Annotated in this window: 16 protein-coding genes; 13 read left to right on the top strand and 3 right to left on the bottom strand. The window is 47.0% G+C overall.

The features are described 5' to 3' along the window. The first annotated feature begins 196 nt into the window (after nt 1-196). From ACW9SV_RS07690 to rpiB, 4 genes are all read left to right on the top strand, one after another. The gene (locus ACW9SV_RS07690; RefSeq protein WP_479556153.1) at nt 197-2,602 is read left to right on the top strand and encodes a T9SS type A sorting domain-containing protein; all 2,406 of its coding nucleotides are present in this window, start codon (nt 197-199) and stop codon (nt 2,600-2,602) included. Nucleotides 2,603-2,781: 179 nt separating this feature from the next. Next, on the top strand, nt 2,782-4,056 hold the full coding sequence (locus ACW9SV_RS07685) for a serine hydroxymethyltransferase (RefSeq protein ID WP_479556152.1): 1,275 nt from the start codon (nt 2,782-2,784) through the stop codon (nt 4,054-4,056). Nucleotides 4,057-4,071: 15 nt separating this feature from the next. Further along, complete coding sequence (tatC, locus tag ACW9SV_RS07680; RefSeq protein ID WP_479556151.1) at nt 4,072-4,926, top strand: twin-arginine translocase subunit TatC; 855 nt, start codon at nt 4,072-4,074, stop codon at nt 4,924-4,926. A gap of 12 nt (nt 4,927-4,938) precedes the next feature. After that, the gene (rpiB, locus tag ACW9SV_RS07675) at nt 4,939-5,370 is read left to right on the top strand and encodes a ribose 5-phosphate isomerase B (protein WP_479556150.1); all 432 of its coding nucleotides are present in this window, start codon (nt 4,939-4,941) and stop codon (nt 5,368-5,370) included. A gap of 280 nt (nt 5,371-5,650) precedes the next feature. Here the strand turns inward: rpiB and ACW9SV_RS07670 are convergent, their stop codons facing one another. Then, nucleotides 5,651-7,060 (bottom strand): hypothetical protein, encoded by a 1,410-nt coding sequence (locus ACW9SV_RS07670; protein ID WP_479556149.1) that lies wholly within the window; start codon nt 7,058-7,060, stop codon nt 5,651-5,653. A 95-nt stretch (nt 7,061-7,155) separates the two neighbouring features. Between ACW9SV_RS07670 and rbfA the strand changes: the two genes are divergently transcribed. The 9 genes from rbfA to ACW9SV_RS07625 all read left to right on the top strand — a co-directional run bounded on the left by rbfA (nt 7,156) and on the right by ACW9SV_RS07625 (nt 16,616). Then, a complete protein-coding gene (gene rbfA / locus ACW9SV_RS07665) occupies nt 7,156-7,608 on the top strand; it encodes a 30S ribosome-binding factor RbfA (RefSeq protein WP_479556148.1) in 453 nt (150 codons plus the stop codon). 39 nt (nt 7,609-7,647) lie between these two features. Beyond that, nucleotides 7,648-8,457 carry a class I SAM-dependent methyltransferase gene (locus ACW9SV_RS07660; RefSeq protein WP_479556147.1) on the top strand — a complete coding sequence of 270 codons (810 nt, stop codon included), beginning with the start codon at nt 7,648-7,650 and terminating at the stop codon, nt 8,455-8,457. Nucleotides 8,458-8,634: 177 nt separating this feature from the next. Beyond that, the gene (locus tag ACW9SV_RS07655; RefSeq protein WP_479556146.1) at nt 8,635-9,108 is read left to right on the top strand and encodes a GNAT family N-acetyltransferase; all 474 of its coding nucleotides are present in this window, start codon (nt 8,635-8,637) and stop codon (nt 9,106-9,108) included. A gap of 153 nt (nt 9,109-9,261) precedes the next feature. After that, the gene (locus tag ACW9SV_RS07650; protein ID WP_479556145.1) at nt 9,262-10,485 is read left to right on the top strand and encodes an FtsX-like permease family protein; all 1,224 of its coding nucleotides are present in this window, start codon (nt 9,262-9,264) and stop codon (nt 10,483-10,485) included. A 216-nt stretch (nt 10,486-10,701) separates the two neighbouring features. After that, nucleotides 10,702-13,641 carry a DEAD/DEAH box helicase gene (locus ACW9SV_RS07645; RefSeq protein ID WP_479556144.1) on the top strand — a complete coding sequence of 980 codons (2,940 nt, stop codon included), beginning with the start codon at nt 10,702-10,704 and terminating at the stop codon, nt 13,639-13,641. A gap of 684 nt (nt 13,642-14,325) precedes the next feature. Next, nucleotides 14,326-14,829, top strand: coding sequence for a hypothetical protein (locus ACW9SV_RS07640; RefSeq protein WP_479556143.1), 504 nt, complete (start codon nt 14,326-14,328; stop codon nt 14,827-14,829). 111 nt (nt 14,830-14,940) lie between these two features. Further along, complete coding sequence (locus ACW9SV_RS07635) at nt 14,941-15,483, top strand: hypothetical protein (RefSeq protein ID WP_479556142.1); 543 nt, start codon at nt 14,941-14,943, stop codon at nt 15,481-15,483. Nucleotides 15,484-15,710: 227 nt separating this feature from the next. Next, nucleotides 15,711-16,328, top strand: coding sequence for a porin family protein (locus ACW9SV_RS07630; protein WP_479556141.1), 618 nt, complete (start codon nt 15,711-15,713; stop codon nt 16,326-16,328). Between the two features lie 42 nt (nt 16,329-16,370). Next, the gene (locus ACW9SV_RS07625; protein WP_479556140.1) at nt 16,371-16,616 is read left to right on the top strand and encodes a PLDc N-terminal domain-containing protein; all 246 of its coding nucleotides are present in this window, start codon (nt 16,371-16,373) and stop codon (nt 16,614-16,616) included. 101 nt (nt 16,617-16,717) lie between these two features. Here the strand turns inward: ACW9SV_RS07625 and ACW9SV_RS07620 are convergent, their stop codons facing one another. Both ACW9SV_RS07620 and ACW9SV_RS07615 read right to left on the bottom strand, forming a co-directional pair. Further along, entirely contained in the window at nt 16,718-17,350 is a 633-nt protein-coding gene (locus ACW9SV_RS07620; protein WP_479556139.1) for a DUF2939 domain-containing protein, read from the bottom strand. 227 nt (nt 17,351-17,577) lie between these two features. Then, nucleotides 17,578-18,237: a hypothetical protein gene (locus tag ACW9SV_RS07615; protein WP_479556138.1), complete on the bottom strand. Its 660-nt coding sequence runs from the start codon at nt 18,235-18,237 to the stop codon at nt 17,578-17,580. Between the last annotated feature and the right edge of the window lie 81 nt (nt 18,238-18,318).

The following is an 18,318-nucleotide window of genomic DNA, read 5'->3' as shown; positions in this document are numbered from 1 at the left end:
AGAATCATAAACTTCTTTAGGATCAATATAAACACACATAAAATTTAACTATTACCACAAGGTTCATGATTTTAGCAATCTAACAACAACTAATAGGTAAAATCTTCTGACAACAAAAACAGGTGCTTTTTGATAGAACTATTCCATAAACGCTCTCTACTATCTAACCCTATCTCTAAACTTTCAATGAACACTTATGACAAAAACGTTTACTAGCTTAAAGAAGGCAATGTTCTTCACCCTTTGTCTGGTATTAGCCAGCGGAGTTCTGTCATACTCTTATGGCAACAGCCATCTTGTAAAGGAAAATCATTCCAAAAACATCCGGTCCATCTTATCCCTTACCGCCTTGGCTTGGCTGGCGAATCCTTCATTGGCGGTAGCTTCAGAAGATTCTACGGCATCCGGGAAAACATATTACTGGGTTCCCTTTGGAACGAACAACCGCGGGAGTGGAGCTTGGAGTGAATTAGGCCACTGGGCTACAACCAGTGGGGGCAAAGTAAAACACCAGACGCTGCCTACTGCTGCCGACAATGTAGTGTTTGACATCAACTCCTTTTTATTCACGGGTCAGAAAGTTACTCTTGACAAAGAAGCAGAGGTGAACAACATTTCTTGGACGGGCATTAGAGCAACAAATTTCGACGGGAATGGCCAAGCCCTGAATGTACACGGCGCCTTGCAAGCCAACCTGGACCTGACGTTTACCGGCACCAAAGGCTTCTTCCTGAACTTCAAATCTGCGCAAGAGAACACTTCAATCAACTTTGAAGGAAGGCTCTTTGCCCCAGGAACAGTCTTGACCTTTGACGGACCGGGAAGCTGGGATTTAAAAAGCCAGATACGAGTAAGCTCAAACGGCACCATCAACTTGAATCAAGGTTCCCTTAAGACGAACGGGTTCCCAATCTCCATCAATGCTTTCAACTCTGTTGGTGACAAATCCAGAGCATTAGATTTAAGCAATTCTATTCTTGAGAACTTAAGTCGTTGGAACATATCTTCTTCCTTGAACCTACGGGCAGATTCAGCTGCCTTTACCTTAAACGGACCAGAAACGCACCTCTTCAATGGAGGCGGGAAGTCGTACAAACAAGTGACGCTTTACGGGCCTCAGTCTTTCGTAAACCAAAGCAATACCTTTAAAAGCATTACCTTACCAAAGCAGGCAATTGCAACCGAAACCAATACCCTTGTTTTAGAAAGTGGCCAAAGCCAAACCATTGAAAGCCTCTTTACTTTTGGGGCAGGCTCATTGACAACCATCCAATCTTCAGTGGCAGGCCAAACAGCCAACATCAATTTCTCTTCTTTTGGATTCTGCACAGACTACCTCACTATTTCTGATGTTACCGCCACAGGACCCGGGGCATACTACGCGGGTTTATCCAGCCAGGCAATCGGAAATACCAACGGTTGGAACTACGTAAGCTGCGGATCTACTATTTACACCCCCAAAAGCACCACCGACTTTAATGCCTGTAAATCATCGGTCAGCGTTACGTCAACTGGCTCCGGCACTTGGCAAGAAGTTAAGCTTGAAGGGGAGTTAGTCGCAACCATCAACGATGGCGGGAACATCTTGGGCGAGGTAACCATTGACTTTGCCGTAGCCCTAGACAATGCCCGTAAAATGATTAATGCACAGGGTACCGAGATCAATGCGCTACCCAGAAACTGGAGAATCAGATCTGCCTCTGCTCCCGCCATTGACAAACCGGTTAAAGTACGGTTTTACGGATTGCTATCTGAACTGGAAGCCTACAAAGCTCAAACCAATGCCGTCAATAGCTTAAATGATCTTTCATTTACGACGTACAGTGCCGCAAACACCGAGAACTGTGATTACACCGATAATGTGGAGGAAGGCGCTACTACCACCCATTTAACAGGCGCCACCTTCTCTTCAACAGGTAACTACTTCACCGCAGAACTCACCGGCATTACAGACTTCACAGAATTTTACCTGCACAACGGCACCGCAGCCATTGACTTTGTTGCCTCTAAACCAGTTCCGCCAGTAAAAGAGCCAGTTGCTACGGTGGAAGAAATGGACTTCACCGCCCATTGGAACGCTAAAACAGTGAAGCTGAAGTGGAAAGCCAATGATACCAACGCAGCTTACTACGATGTGGAAAGAGCTTCAAACCCAGACAGCAAAGAGTTTAAGGCCATCATCCAGAACGCACCGAGACAGAACAGCAGCAATGCAGCAGTAGCGGTATACCATGCAGAAGATTTCAGCCCAGAGCAAACACCGGCCAACTACTACCGCCTGAAGCGCACAAATGCAGATGGCACTCTTACCTATAGCCAGACGCTGAAAGTAGAGAACAAGGCGTACTCAGCAGCGGTACAGGCGGCCCCAAACCCTTTTACTGATAAACTGAAGTTGACGGTAAATGCAGAGAAAGCCGGTGACCTAGCTGTGAAACTCTTGAATGAGAAAGGAGAAGTCGCCCTGGAGAAAAAGGTGAAAATTTCTAAAGGCACTTCCGCTACAGAACTGGTAACCGGTTCCAAAGTAAAGCCCGGAATTTACTTACTGGTAACGGAGCTGAACGGAGAAAGAACTTCTCAGCGCCTCATCAAGGAATAAAGCATTCTTAATTCCTTTCCAGAAACCCTCAGGCAGTACCTGAGGGTTTTTTGTTTGTTTTTACAGAAACACACCTAAAACAAAGCCCCAGAAACCTGATCTCTCAAGGCTTGGCGGCTTAAACCATTGGTTATTTGCCGCAATGGCCGTACTTTTGGGCACCCACTAACAGAACACCAATGCAACGCGATTCCCAAATCTTTGATCTTATCCAGAAAGAGCATCAGCGCCAGCTGCATGGCATAGAACTTATTGCCTCTGAGAACTTTGTTTCTGACCAGGTAATGGAAGCCATGGGCAGTGTGCTTACCAATAAATACGCAGAAGGTTTACCAGCCAAGCGCTATTACGGTGGCTGCGAGATTGTAGACCAGTCTGAGCAATTAGCCATTGACCGGGCAAAGCAACTGTTCGGGGCCGAGTGGGTAAACGTACAACCGCACTCCGGTGCACAAGCTAATGCCGCCGTAATGCTGGCAGTTTTGAACCCCGGTGATAAAATCCTAGGCTTTGACCTATCGCATGGCGGGCACTTAACCCACGGTTCGTTGGTGAACTTCTCGGGCAAGCTGTACAAGCCTTCATTTTATGGCGTAGAACCAGAAACCGGCGAGATTGACTGGACCAAGGTAAGAGAAGTAGCCGAGCGTGAGAAACCAAAGCTGATCATCTGCGGGGCCTCTGCCTATTCCCGTGACTGGAACTACAAAGCCCTGCGCGAAGCCGCCGATGCCGTAGGTGCCTTGCTATTAGCCGATATTTCGCACCCCGCTGGTTTGATTGCCACCGGCCTGCTGAACGATCCATTTGAATACTGCCATATTGTGACCACTACCACTCACAAAACCTTGCGGGGACCTCGGGGCGGGATGATCATGATGCGGAAAGACTTTGAAAACCCATTTGGCCTGAAAACCCCTAAGGGCGAACTGCGCATGATGTCTTCTTTGCTGGACGGTGGCGTATTCCCGGGTACGCAAGGTGGTCCGCTGGAGCACGTGATCGCTGCGAAGGCAGTGGCTTTCTACGAAGCGCTTTCTCCTTCATTTAAAGAATACACTGCCCAAGTACAAAGAAACGCCCAGGTACTAGCTAAATCATTTGTAGACCGCGGATACAAATTGATCTCAGCCGGCACAGATAACCACCTGATGCTGATCGACCTTCGTTCAAAAGACCTTACCGGAAAACTGGCCGAAAACACGTTGATCAAAGCAGACATCACCATCAACAAGAACATGGTGCCGTTTGACGATAAATCTCCTTTTGTCACCTCCGGAATCCGAATCGGCTCTGCTGCCGTAACTACCCGGGGACTGAAGGAACAAGACATGGATCGCATTGTGGACTACATAGACCGCGTACTCATGAACCATGACAACGAGACCATCATCTCTGACACTAGAAAAGAAATCAACAACTGGATGCAACAATTCCCGTTGTTCAGTTACTAAGCACGAAACTATTACATGGCACAACGTTCCGGAGAGGTGGCAGCGCACGGCGGAGAAGAGCACGAAATGACCTTTTTGGACCACCTGGAGATTCTCAGGTGGCACTTGATCCGTTCGGCGGTGGCCGTTGTGGTATTCACAGGCATTGCCATGGCCAACAAGGAGATTGTCTTCCATGACATCATCCTGGGGCCTTCCCGCACCGATTTTTTTACGTACCGGAAACTCTGTGAGATTGGCGCGGCTATCAACTCGGCGGGTCTGTGCATTAACAAGCTTGATTTCACGCTGCAGAGCCGTGAGCTCTCCTCGCAGTTTACTATGCACTTAACCAGTTCGTTTGTGATTGGTTTGTTGCTAGGCTTCCCGTACCTGTTCTGGGAGATCTGGAGCTTTATTAAACCAGGCCTCTACCCCAATGAACGGGAAAACTCACGTGGGGCAGTGTTCTTTGTGTCGTTCCTGTTTTTGTTGGGCTCTCTGTTTGGGTACTTTATTGTATCGCCGCTCTCCATCAACTTTCTGGCCTCTTACCAGGTAGACCCAAGTATCGCCAATGAGTTTGACTTGTCATCGTACATTTCCACGTTGGTAACGTTGGTGTTGTCCTGCGGCATTATGTTTGAATTGCCCATGATTGTGTTCTTCCTGTCCAGGGCAGGCATAGTCTCACCAGAGTTGATGCGTATCTATCGTAAGCACGCCATAGTGGTCATTGCCTTTGTGGCGGCGGTTCTTTCTCCGCCCGATGTACTAAGCATGACCTTGATGGGCATTCCGCTGTTGCTGCTCTACGAGGTGAGTATCAATATCTCCTGGTGGGTGCGCCGGCGCGATCTGGCTAAATTAAATCAACAAGCTACTTCTTAACCTTACCTAGCCATGAAAATAGCATTAGGCGGCGACCACGCCGGTTATCAATACAAAGGGATTGTGAAACAGCAGTTAGAGGAACTGGGCCACGAGGTGAAAGACTTCGGACCATTCTCCGATGCCTCGGTAGACTACCCAGACTACGTGCATCCGCTTTCTTCGGCAGTAGAAAACAAGGAATACGAAATGGGCATCCTGCTTTGCGGAAGCGGCAACGGCGTAGCTATTACCGCGAACAAACACGCGGGCATCAGAGCCGCTTTGTGCTGGCAAAAGGAACTGGCTGTACTGGCCCGCTCGCACAACAATGCCAACGTACTCTGTGTACCGGCCAGGTTTGTGAGCGAAGAAGTAGCCCGCGAAATGGTAGAAGCCTTCTTGACGACTCCGTTTGAAGGAGGCCGCCACCAGACTAGAGTAAACAAGATTGCCTGCGCCTAACGGTACGAGTTTCGAGCTCTTAGCCTAAAGTTCTGAGTCGAAAGATATTGTAGGGGCACCTCTTGTGGGTGCCCTTTCTGTTTTTTAGTCAATTTTCGAAAAAAAGGGCTCAAAGCAGGAGTGCTGAAACCGGCGAATGACCTGATGAGATGCAGGTTTTTACCGTTGCTGGTCTTATTGAAAGATGCTCCAAAGGGCAACCATAAGGGATTGCTACTATCTATATTCTTGCTTTAAGCTTCTTTCAGGAAAACTGGCTGAAAAATAGGAGGAAACAACTTTAGCGCACCCGGCGGTAATAGGGACCGTTCTCTACTTTCTCATAGCGCTGGAAAACCAAAGGCAACTTGTACTGCAACTCGGGCATGAGGTTCTGTTGGTCCACAATGTAGGAGGGAGGGTTTTTCCGGAGGTCCTGCAAAATGGTGAATAAGGACTCATAGTAGTGTAAGCGCCCGAAGTAAGGCTGGGCCAAGTTCCATCGCAGATAAGGAGATCCCAGGCTGTTGTTCTGGTAGTAATTCAGGTCGGGTCCTAAGACTAAGAGGCGCTCGCCTTCCACCTGGCGGTACTTGGGGGCATCCTGCACTTGTACCAGTTCCGGCGTCAGCTTCAAGGCAGGGTAAACCAGCCCCAAGGGGTTGTAGCGCACAGCAATCACACCGGCAATCACTACCAGGAAAAGCAACTCGGCAATCCACAGACGGTTTCCCCACCAGCTGAAAAGGAAAATGCCAAAGTAGGCCAGCAATGGCAACAGTAAAATCAAGCCTTTCGCCGATCCATCGTGCCCACTGATGAGTACCAGCACCACCACAATCGCCCAGATGAGCTTGAACTGCAGGAAACGCGCTTGGTAGTTAGGTCCCAGGTTCACCAAAGGCAAACTCAGAAAAGACAGGAGCAGCAGCCCCAATGGCAAAGCCGCGATGGTGAGCACCTGGCTTATAGGCAAGCCAAAGGCAAACGTGAACTGCCACGACCAGGTAAGCCCCTGCTCCAGAAAAGGCACCAAGGCGTTTTGGTACAAGAAATAGGTAAGCACCACGGTAAACGGGAACACAAAGCCCGTGAGCATCAACAAAGTACTCCGGAAAGCCCCCGAGGCGAAGTAGATGATGGCGAAGAACCCCAGCACCAGAAACCACACCAGCGGAAGATAGCACAAGGCCGCCAGTCCCAGCATAAAACCAGCTTTGAACAGACGACCCGCATTGGAGGCTTCCTTGGAGATGGCGGTAAGGCTGTACACGGCCAGTACCACAAACGTATGCCCTAACAATAGCGGAGAAAGCACATCTAGCTCAAAGAAAATACTTCCAAAGAGCATGTACAGCAGGGCAGGCACGTAAGATTTGTAAGGGTGTACTTGGTTCCGGTTGAAGACAAAGTTGAGCAGAAACGCCTGGTAGCCCACCAAGAACGTGGCCAGCAATCGGTGCGCCAGATAGGAGCGAGGCGCTACGGCATCCAGTAGCCAGTACACCGCCGCCGAGAGAGGCCCGGTTGTGTCATACAGATCCTGATAAAGCGTAAAACCTTGGTGCAGGCGCTCACCAAGCAGCACATAGTGCAGCTCTGAGAGGGTAGTAGGCAGCCCAAAAATGAGCAACGGAAGCCGGATGAGGAGAAACAGCAGTACCAACACCACCCACCTGGACGGAAACAAACTGCGGAAGAATCGTATCAAGCAATGCGCGGCTTAGCCTTCGCTCTTACCTTACGGCAAAGAGGAGGACGGTTTGTGGGGTAAAAATGTGAAATTAATACGATATTTGCGGAACCATGGAAAGTAAACGCCAACAAAAATTCGCCAGACTGATTCAGAAGGAACTTGCTGAGATCTTTCAGCGCGATGTTTCCCACCTGTTTCAGAGCACCTATATATCAGTGAGCGGGGTAGCCGTGTCTCCGGATTTGGGCGTGGCAAAAGTACACTTAAGCCTGTTGCTCAACCCCAACGGGCGCGACTTGCTGAAGGAAATCAAGTTTCACACCAAGACCATCAGGCATGAACTGGCCAAGCGCATCAAGAACCAGGTGCGCGTGATCCCAGAGCTGATCTTTTATCTGGATGACACCGCTGAGTACGCTGCCAAGATGGATAAAATCATTTCTGAACTAGATATCCCGTCAGAGTCCAAGGAAGACCCTACCAATCCCTTCCGGAACGGGGACGACGACTACTTCTACGACGAAGACATTGACGACGATGAAGAAGACGCCGAGGAGCGTTAATCTCAGCCCCGTTCACCCAGCCAGCTACTAGACCCACTCATGCAGTACGATCCAATAAAACGCGTTTTAGGCGAGGCGTTCAACAAAACGCCTTTCCTGCGCAAGCTTTTTTACAACCTCTTAGACCTGCTTCTGCTGCGTACGTGGCACATCCACAAAGAGCTGCGGGCTTGGGCCAAAGGCAAACGTCAGCAACCAGTGCAGATTCTGGATGCAGGCTCCGGCTTTGGGCAATACAGCTACTATCTCTCCGGCATAAGCCCTAAATGGCGCATTCTGGCCGTAGACGTGAAAGACGAGCAGATCGCTGATTGCAGCAACTTCTTCCAGAAGATAGGCCGCCATAACGTGATGTTCCGGAAAGAGGACCTGGTGACCTATCAGGAGCCGCAGGCATTTGACCTGGTCTTGTCAGTGGATGTGATGGAGCACATTCTGGAGGATGTGGAGGTTTTCAGAAACTTCCATGCGTCTATGCGCCCGGGAGGCATGCTGCTGATCTCTACTCCGTCAGATCAGGGTGGTTCAGACGTGCACGGCGATGAGGAAAGCTCCTTTATTGAAGAACACGTACGGGACGGCTACAACATCCAGGAAATACAGCACAAATTGAGGAGTGCTGGTTTCAGCCGCACCGAAGCGCATTACTCTTACGGTGCCCCGGGAAAGATCTCCTGGCGATTGAGCATGAAGTACCCTATTTTGATGTTGGGCGCTTCCAAGCTGTTCTTTATTCTTCTGCCGTTCTATTATCTGGTGGTATATCCTTTCTGTCTCCTTTTGAACTGGCTAGACACCAATGGGAAGCACCCAACCGGTACCGGCCTCATTGTAAAAGCCTGGAAATAGAAAGCAGCGATAAGTATTTGGCTTGTTGGTCCAAAGGCAAAAGAGGAGAATTTTCGCTTTAGCCCACTTTGAAGAAAAACGGGCCTAAAATAGCAACTGCTTCTTGGAATTTGACAATTTGTTTAGAACTGTTAACTTCACCAAAAAGATACCCGCTTTTAGCATTACGCCAACAGGATGATAAAGTTAGTCAGAACAGATTCGGCCAACCAAGATTTTGTAGAGCTTGTTTCCCTTTTAGACGCCGACCTTCATGTAAGGGATGGCGATGACCACTCTTTTTTCGCCCAGTTCAACAAAATAGATGCTATCCGGCATGTGGTGGTGGCTTACTATGACACCATTCCGGTGGGGTGCGGAGCAATCAAGGCGTATTCAGGAAGCACCGCAGAAGTGAAAAGGATGTTTGTGCTGCCTGAGTTCAGGGGGCAGGGCATTGCCGGAAATGTGCTGACGGAGTTGGAGCAATGGGCCGCCGAGCTGAACTTTGAGTCTCTGATTCTGGAGACCGGGAAAGCCCAGCCAGAAGCCATCAGGCTCTATACCAAAAGCGGTTTTCAGGTAATTCCAAACTTCGGGCAATATGAGAACATTGAAAGCAGCGTGTGCATGACCAAAGCCGTGAAACGCCGACCAGTAAATCAGTTTTAACAGCCCCTCTTACAGCAGAGATAGCCAAAATACTACCTTTCCGGGCATAAAACAGAACCCTTTTGCCTGAGAACAGTAAACCGAACCTGAATAATAGAAAGGAGCTTCTGCCGTTTCTGTATTCACTTACCTTTAACTCCCCGTTACTATAAGATGAACGTTGCCCTTTTTATCGCCCGGCGGTACTTTTTCTCCAAGAAGAAGCGCAACATCATCAATATCATCTCTATCATTGCCATGGTTGGCGTGGGTGTGGGCACCATGGCGCTCATTGTGGTGCTCTCAGTGTTCAACGGCCTGGAAGACCTCATCAGGTCACTATACGGCAAGTTTGACCCTGAAATAAAGATTACTTCAGTAGAAGGAAAGTCTTTTGAGACCAACACCCAGTTTCTGGAAAGAATCAGGAAAACGCCAGGAGTAGCTTTGGTCACCGAGGTCATTGAAGACAACGCGCTGCTCAGGTACAATGACCGGCAAATGGTGGTGAAGATAAAGGGCGTAAGCGATAACTTCTTCCAGCAGAATCAGATTGACTCCGCTATTGTAGACGGCGATTACCGCCTGAAGCGGGACGAGAAAGAGTTCGCCCTCATTGGGCGCGGGGTACAGTATCAGCTTTCCATCCGGCCAGAGAACCCTTTCTCGCCCTTGCAGTTCCTGTACCCTAAGGCAGGCAAGAAAACCATCATCAACCCAGAGAACGCTTTCCGGCAGTTGGGCATCCAGGCAGGCGGGGTGTTTGCCATTGAACGCCAGTACGACGATCAGTACGTGTTTGTGCCGTTGACTTTCGCTGAGGAACTCCTGAGTTACGGAAACAAGCGCACTTCCCTTGAAATCAAAACCCAGAACATAGAGGACATCGACAACGTGCAAACTGCGTTGCAGAATCTTTTGGGCAAGGAATTTAACGTGCAAGACAGCGAAGAACAACACGTAAGCCTTCTTAGAGCCGTGAAGGTAGAGAAGCTGTTTGTGTTTGTCACCTTTACCTTTGTCCTGCTCATCGCCTCCATCAACATCTTCTTCTCGCTATCCATGCTGGTGCTGGACAAGCAGAAAGACATTGCCATCCTGGCTTCTTTAGGCGCCGACCCGGGTACCATCCGGCGGATTTTCTTGCTGGAAGGAGCAATTGTGGCCTTTACCGGGGCTGTTGTGGGCTTAGTAGTAGGCGGCACCATCTGTTGGCTGCAGCAGACGTTTGGATGGGTTTCCATGGGCATGAGCACCTCGGTGGTGGAGGCTTACCCAGTCTTGATGCGCCCCACAGACTTCATGCTTACCGCCGCGGCCATCATCCTCATCACGTTTCTGGTTTCAATTCGGCCCGCTCGCCGGGCTGCCGCACTTTCCATTCGAGAGAACCTTTAATCCGTTTCTGAGCCGTTTCAAAAAACCAAGCATGAAAGCGATTCCCTTTCATTGCCTTCCTTTTCAGCGGTTGATTTTAGTACGTTTTACGAAAAACACCTGAAAAATAGGATTACGGCTACCAAAAAGATGGTATTTAGGGAAAATTTCTGCGTTTTACTTCGGTGAAAAAAAGATTTTGTTGTACTTTCAATATTGGGAAGCCGAGATTCTGCCATGAAAGTATACACAACACAGCCCTTTCAAGTGATTTATTCTCTTTTTGAGCATGAATACCTGGGCTATTTGTTTGAGTCTTTCGTGGTGCAGGTTAACTCCAAACGCCAGCTTACCCTTCAGCACCAGAACATCTCCAGCAAGAACGCCGATGAGTTTGCAGCCCGGCTTAATGAGATAGACTTTGAACTGATTGAACTCACCGACCAGATCCAGCAAGATGCGGTATTCAAGAAATTCGCGGTCAAGAAAACCACCCTCGCCGATTTCTTCTTCAAGACCTATGACCCCGCCAAGGGCGATAAACTCCTGCAGGAGAACATAGACCATTATATCCAAAGCCGCATGGCCAAAATTATGGATCTGCTGCAGGACAAGATGGTGTTTGTGATGGGCAAAGACGGAGAACCTACCTGGAAGCGCCTGAACATGGCCACCGAGAAAGCCACCGTGCTGTTCCATTTCCGGCGAAACGATGACAACACCCATTATTTTCCTACCATCAAGTACAAAGGCGAGCGGCTGGAGTTCCAGTACCAAAATGCGGTGCTGGTCTGCAAAGAGCCTGCCTGGCTTCTTTTGAACGACTGCCTGTACAGCTTTGAGAAACAGGTAGACGGCAAGAAACTGCAGCCTTTCCTGAACAAGAAGTTCATTGTGGTGCCTCGCAACGTGGAGGAAAGCTATTACCGCAAGTTTGTGGCCCCGCTGGTAGAGCAGTTTGATGTGTACGCCAAGGGGTTCGACATCAAGTCTGAGCGTTACATACCGCAGCCCCAACTGCAGTTCTCTGAATTAGCGGTCGCCGAACCCTCACCCGCCTTGTTTGCCACTACGGGTGATGAAGACGAGGAAGAAGAAATCAAGAACCCTTCTGAAGGCGATAAGATTGTTTTTCAGCTGAATTTCAAATACGGCACCTATACCGTAGGCACGCAGGAATCTAAGAAGATCAGTGTGAGTGTGGAGAAAACCCCAGAGTCATACATCTTCCACCGGTTGCACCGTGACGTTGAGCAGGAGAGTTCCTTTTTGCGGGAGCTTTCCAGTCGTGGCTTGGAGATCAGGAACGGCAAAGCGGTTCTAGACAAGCCCAAGGCCTTCGGGTGGTTGAACACCTACGCCAAGGCTCTGGAAGATTTGGGCTTTACCTTGAAGCAGAGCCAGTCTGAAAAGAACTACTTCATAGGCGAAACCTCAGTGAACGTGGGTATCAATGAAACCAATGACTGGTTTGATATTTACGGCACCGTGCGGTTTGGGCCCTACGAGATTCCGTTCATTAAACTCAGAAACCACATCCTCACCAAGCGCCGCGAGTACAAGCTGCCAAACGGCCAAATTGCAATCATCCCCGAGGAGTGGTTTACTCAATATTTGGAGCTGTTTGCCTTCTCTGAGGGCGATGACGAGCTGAAGCTGCGCAAGCACCACCTTTCATTGGTAAGTGACCTCCAGAACGGCAACCTAGCCCATGTGACTATGAGCCGCAAACTAGAGAAACTGCGCGAGTTTGAAGCCGTGGAAGACCGCCCCTTGCCGGCCGGCTTCAAAGGCGAGTTGCGCCCTTACCAAAAGGCGGGGTACAACTGGCTCCATTTTGTGCAGGAATACCATTTTGGGGGCTGTCTCGCCGATGACATGGGTCTGGGAAAAACCGTGCAGACACTGGCGCTTTTGCAGCACCGGAAGGAAAACGGCGCCCAAACGGCTTCTTTGCTGGTAATGCCTACCTCTTTGATCTACAATTGGCTCGCCGAGGCCCAGAAGTTCACGCCCCAACTGCGCATTCTCACTTATACCGGCACGTACCGCAACAAGAGCGTGGCGCAGTTCAAGCATTACGACTTGATTTTAACGTCTTACGGCATTGTGCGCCTAGACCACGAGATCCTGAAGAAGTACATGTTTGACTATGTTATTCTGGATGAGAGCCAGGCTATCAAAAACCCCAACTCCAACACGTCCATCAGCATGCGGGAGTTAAAATCCAAGCACCGGCTAATCTTGACGGGTACACCCGTGGAGAACAGCACTCTGGACTTGTGGAGCCAGATGTCATTCATCAACCCTGGGCTATTGGGTACCCAGAACTTCTTTAAGAAGGAATTCCTGCGGCCTATTGAGAAGCTGAAAGACGAGCAGAAAACCCGCCGTTTGCACGCGCTCATTAAACCGTTTATCCTGCGCCGGCACAAAAGCCAGGTAGCCAAAGAACTTCCCGAGAAGATTGAGCACATCACGTTCTGCAAGATGACCGAGGAGCAGGAGCACGCCTACGAAGAAACCAAGTCGTACTACCGCAACAAGATCCTGAAGAATATTGAGGAGCAGGGTGCGGCTAAGTCGCAGTTCATGCTCTTACAGGGCCTTATGAAGCTACGCCAGATTGCGAACCACCCGCGCATGGCTGACCCTGCCTCCGAAGCCGAATCCGGCAAACTGGGCGAGGTAATGCGCCTTACCCGCAACGTGGTGAGCGAAGGGCACAAAGTTCTTATCTTCAGTCAATTTGTAAAGCACCTGGACATTGTACGGGCTGCGCTGGACGAACGTAAAATCAAATACGCCTACCTGGACGGTTCCACCAAAGACCGCCAAGCACAGGTAGCTAATTTCCAGAACGACCCTAAATTACCGGTCTTCCTTATCTCTCTGAAAGCCGGGGGCGTAGGTCTCAACCTCACCGCCGCTGACTACGTGTTCATCCTAGACCCTTGGTGGAATCCTGCCGTGGAAGCCCAGGCCGTGGACCGTGCGCACCGCATTGGCCAGCAGAACACCGTCTTCACCTACAAGTTCATCACCAAGAACAGCGTGGAAGAGAAGATCCTGGCTCTACAGGACAAGAAACTTCAGATGGTCTCAGACCTCATCTCCACCGACGAAGCCGTCATCAAACGCCTCACCAAAGAGGATATCGAGAGTTTATTAAGCTAAGGTTTTAAGGCTGTTTTGTGGAAGTAGCTTTAAAGCAGGACCTTTTTTCAGAGATGAATCCTGCATTGTTTTTGGTAGCAGTTCCGGTTATTTGTTGAAAAGCATTGTAAACAGGGTGTTTTAACCTACCTATAGTTCCAATAACCGGATTTGTTCCTTGTACACCATAGTTAAGCGGTAAGCTTAAGATAAATGAAGACTAAAGAGATTATAACTATAAAGATGATTGGGCTCGGCTTAACCATCCTGTACGGCTGGAGCTTTCTATGGATTTCTTTAATGTACTTGTATGGCGGAATGTATTATCCGATCAAAGAGTCAGGATTAAGAAAATATATTCCATTTGAGGTGACTGTAGTAGCGTTTTCGACTATCCTTATTGGGGTCATAATTTTTTATATAAAAAGAAAATCATTCTGGTCAATGTTAATTCAAGACATTGTACTGATAATAATATCAGTTCCTTTATTCGCGACTATCGTTGGATATTTTGAAAATGGTTTCGACGACCCAAGAAGTTTAAAATATGTTTATGTAGGCATCTTCTTCCTTACAGTTTTAATTATCAATTTAAACGACTCGGTAAAAATAAAAAAGCATACCGATAACAACGTGTAAACGCCACATCGGCCGAGGCCTCGCCGCCTTTTACACAAGTACGTTGTGGTTCATTTTAAAAGAGTAATGAAAAGAAGACTAATAATAGTGCTAAACAGCTTGTTCTTGCTGGCGCTTATATTATTCCTTGTTGATATTTTCTCGCTTTTTGAAATTAAGAGTCAAGCTGTTAAATCATTTGCATATATTGGGACTCTTGTCCTCTCTCCAATTTTGCTTTTATGTAACCTACTTTTCAGCAGAACTATAAAAAGGCAAATTATTGAGTCAATAATACCGGCCTTGGCAATTACAGGTGTGTTAGTTATAGGACCTGCCAAAGTTATGACTGCAATTCCTTCTTGGAAGACACAAACGGTTCTCTTCCAGAATACAGAACGGGACTCAAAAAGAATTGAGTATCAACTCCAAGACGCGGGAGCATTGGGTTATAATGAACGGATAGTTGAAGTATTGTACCTGACCGATGCTTTTATGGTAATAAGCGAGGTTGACCAAAACCTCGGCAATAATGTTAAATGGTTAAAAGTTGACAATGAGGTCAATGAAATGGGGCTTAAATACCCATAAAATAACGCACCACAACAATGTGTAAGCAGCGTCCCGCCCAACGGCTCGCCCTTGATTAGCATAACCGTAGTCCCTATCTATTAAAGGTATTGAGTTCTTAAAAAGAAAAGCATGAAACACTCTTTAACGCTTGCTATTGTTTTGGTTTTCACCTTTGGAGTGTCTTCCTGCTTCTATATTTCTGCAAACCAAATAGAAACCTCCGAAATGACGCTGGATCAAAACCAGACTCCAGATGGATTAGCTTCTATTGAGGGGAAGATTACGTATAAGTTTTTTGGCTGGAAGAGAGCTGATGATGATTCAAAAGTTTACTTAATTTCCCTTACAACTGCTAAGAACCAAATTTCTACCTCTGACATCTTTAAAAATAAAACTTTTGAGACCGAAACAGATAGTGATGGCACCTTCAAGCTGACCAGCCTTCCCAAGGACAAATACTTGTTGATTATGCAATCTGACAATGTTGAAAATGGGGAATTCATTCAAGAAAGAAAGTACGCAGAAAATTATTCAAAACTGGAACCTGTTCTGAATAATACACAACAATTGAAAAGCTTACTTAAAACAAAGAAGTCTACAGTGGTTGCAGAGATTGATTTTTCTACCCCTAGCCGCAAAGTAATTACCCAAGATTTTGGCTACAACAATTAGAAAGCTAATAAAAAGCGTATTTTGAGTGCTTTTTCAAAATAATCTTAACAGTCAATAACTTTAGGCTTCGTTCATTCTAAACAGCTTAATACATTTTACATAACATTGAACTTTGCATAAAATTATACAAGGTTTCCTGTTCAGTTCATCTATCAAAGACAAATAATTATTAATCTATATATTTAAAAAGGTTTGAATCGTTAGGTTAGAAAACCTAATATTATATCATGAAAAAGATCCCCCTCCTTGTTATCTTATTAATTTACAGTATTCAATTTGTCCAGGCCCAATCTTCTCTAGGCATTAAAACTGGGGTTAACATTACCAATGTTAATTATCGACATCAAAGTGACGTCTATAAAAACAAAGTACGTTTTTATGCAGGAGGATTATTACAAAAGGAAATAACTGGAAAGCTATTTGGTAGAGCAGAAGCAATTTATTCCTTAAAAGGAAACACTATATCCTTTAACACTGGAAGCATCAAAGTAGAGGGAATAGATGAATTCCATTATCTAAATGTTCCGGTTCTACTAGGAATTAGACCAATAGAGAGATTCTCTATTCTTGTAGGCCCGGAGTTTGGGTACTTACTATATGCCAGAGAAAATTTTGGTGATAATCCTAAGACTATTACTGATGTTTGTAATAAGCTTGACGTTGCTGCCAGTCTTGGCGTGAGTTATAAAATTTGCTCATCTTTAGAAGTGGAGGCAAGGTATAACCACGGTTTAACAAATGTATTTTCTTACACCAACCATGACTCAAATGGGAACGCGGTAGAAGTAAACGATGGCAAGAATAGAGCACTTCAAATAGGTTTGGTATATTACTTTGAAAATTAAGTAGAACTCTATTCATACCTTCCACCTCTTCGGGTCCAGAAAATGCAAAACCACTCCTTATTGTTTATCGGAAACATTGGTTTTATTGAGTTATTCATACTCCTGTCTTTTGTAGTTGCTCCGGTCGTTTTATGGATCTGGTCTCTGGTAGATTTACTAACAGGTAAATTTGCGAACAGTGCAGAAAAGCTGATATGGTTGATCGTCATTGTTTTTGTGCCGGTGCTAGGCGCTATTCTCTATTTAATTATCGGCAGAAAACAGAAGATTAGAGTAGCTAAGGTTTGATTAAATCTTTACGGCACGCACTATACTAAATGAAAAGGGCTCCTTCAGGTGAAGGAGCCCTTTTCATTTTAAGCCTGATTTCTGTAAAATGATTGAGAAGCTTATTCCTGCATTTCGCCTTGGTCTTTGTTCTTCCTGCCAATAGAAATCAACTGAGGCAATACCTCTTTGAAGTTCTCGACGCCTACTACCTGCCAATAATCCTCTTTTTGCAGCATGCGCAGCTCCACTACCATAGACTCATTGCTATTCAAAGGTTTCACTTTCAAGCCAACCAGAGAAATAGAATCTTGCCGGTTAACGTGGTCAATCCCCTCAAACTCCAGTTTAGGCAGCATCTTCGGATTGATCAGTTTACCAATCGGAAGCAGTTTCACCACATCGGCTACCTCAGGTACTTTCTGACCCGACACTGTCTCTACACTTTGAACCAGTTGGCTGCGCACGGCAGAAGTTAGCTGTTTCTTTGCTTTCAAGCCTCTTCTTAGCAGGTTGGCGGCTCCCTGCAACTCTTGGGGCAGAAGGTCAACGGCCATGTCCTGGCTTTGCTCTACCAGGCTGCTGGAGGTACGTTTAAAGTCTACATACTTTTGCAGCTTTGCCATGTCTTTGGTTTCCAGAGCCGCCCTAATCTCTACCAGAGACGCCTCGGGTCCGTTCTTCGCCCGATTATAAAACCAATAACCGCTGGCGCAGAGGCCCACCACTACCAATAGAAGAAGTACTTTTTTCATGTAAAATGTATGGATTAAATCTTGGTTACTTTCCTGTGAAACCGCCATTTTTCAGCGAAAGAAGGCTAGTAATATTACAAAAAAGATTCAAAACACCACACATTTACAAATTTCCTCGAGCGAGCTCGTTTTTAAGCTTGTTTGATCAAAATGGTCTATAAACAGCCTCGCCCCCTGATCACGCTAGATCAGGGGGCGAGGCTGTTTCTTTTTAACTAAGAGTGTGCTTAGGCTTTGATCTTAGAGTAAGGGAATTTTTTAGAAGCTTTCCGCATGATGGTAGTGATAATGGTGCTGGTATCGCTACCCAAGCCTCTTGAAAGGCTTTTCTCGTATTTCCAGAGCAGTTCACCAGAAGTTCCGTCATAGATGTTGATGGCGGTTTTACCAGAGTTGGTGGCTCCGTAGAAGCCAACAGCTAAGCCAAGCGCCAGTGAAGCACCGTCAGACATAGGCTTATCAGTGGTGAAGGTACCGGTAATGATGCCGTCCACACCTAACACCTTTGATAACTCAGCAGGAGTAAAGCTTTTGATGTTCTCTGGGGTAATGTTGTTTTTCAACAGTTTGGCGTTGGTAGTGGCCGCATCCTGGAAAGAAACGGTATAGTCATCTTTGCTGCTCACTTTCAGGAAGTACGTTTGCAGGGCGCTTTGTACGGCCAGTCCTTCGTTTTGCTCCATCTCTTTAATGCGCTCCGGTGTCATAGACTTCATCTGGTTAGGGCGCAAGCCCACGTGCGCCTCAAAAGGCAGGATAGCAATGGTTTTGTGCTGCTTGGCCAGGGTCTCAAACGCCGGATTGGTGTAGATTTCTTTTGTCTGGGCAGAGGCTCCAAGGCTTAAAAACAAAGCCAACAAGACAAGTAATGCTGAAGTAGATTTCATACTGAGTTAAAGTTTAAGGTTTATGAAGGGTTGGAATGAAAAAGCAGAAACTAATATAAAGATTTTAATATATATTGTTTA

The sequence above is a fragment of the Rufibacter sp. JT20002 genome (genome assembly GCF_056491185.1).
Note: the sequence above shows the minus strand (reverse complement) of the source record. Positions and strands in the feature narration are given on the sequence as shown.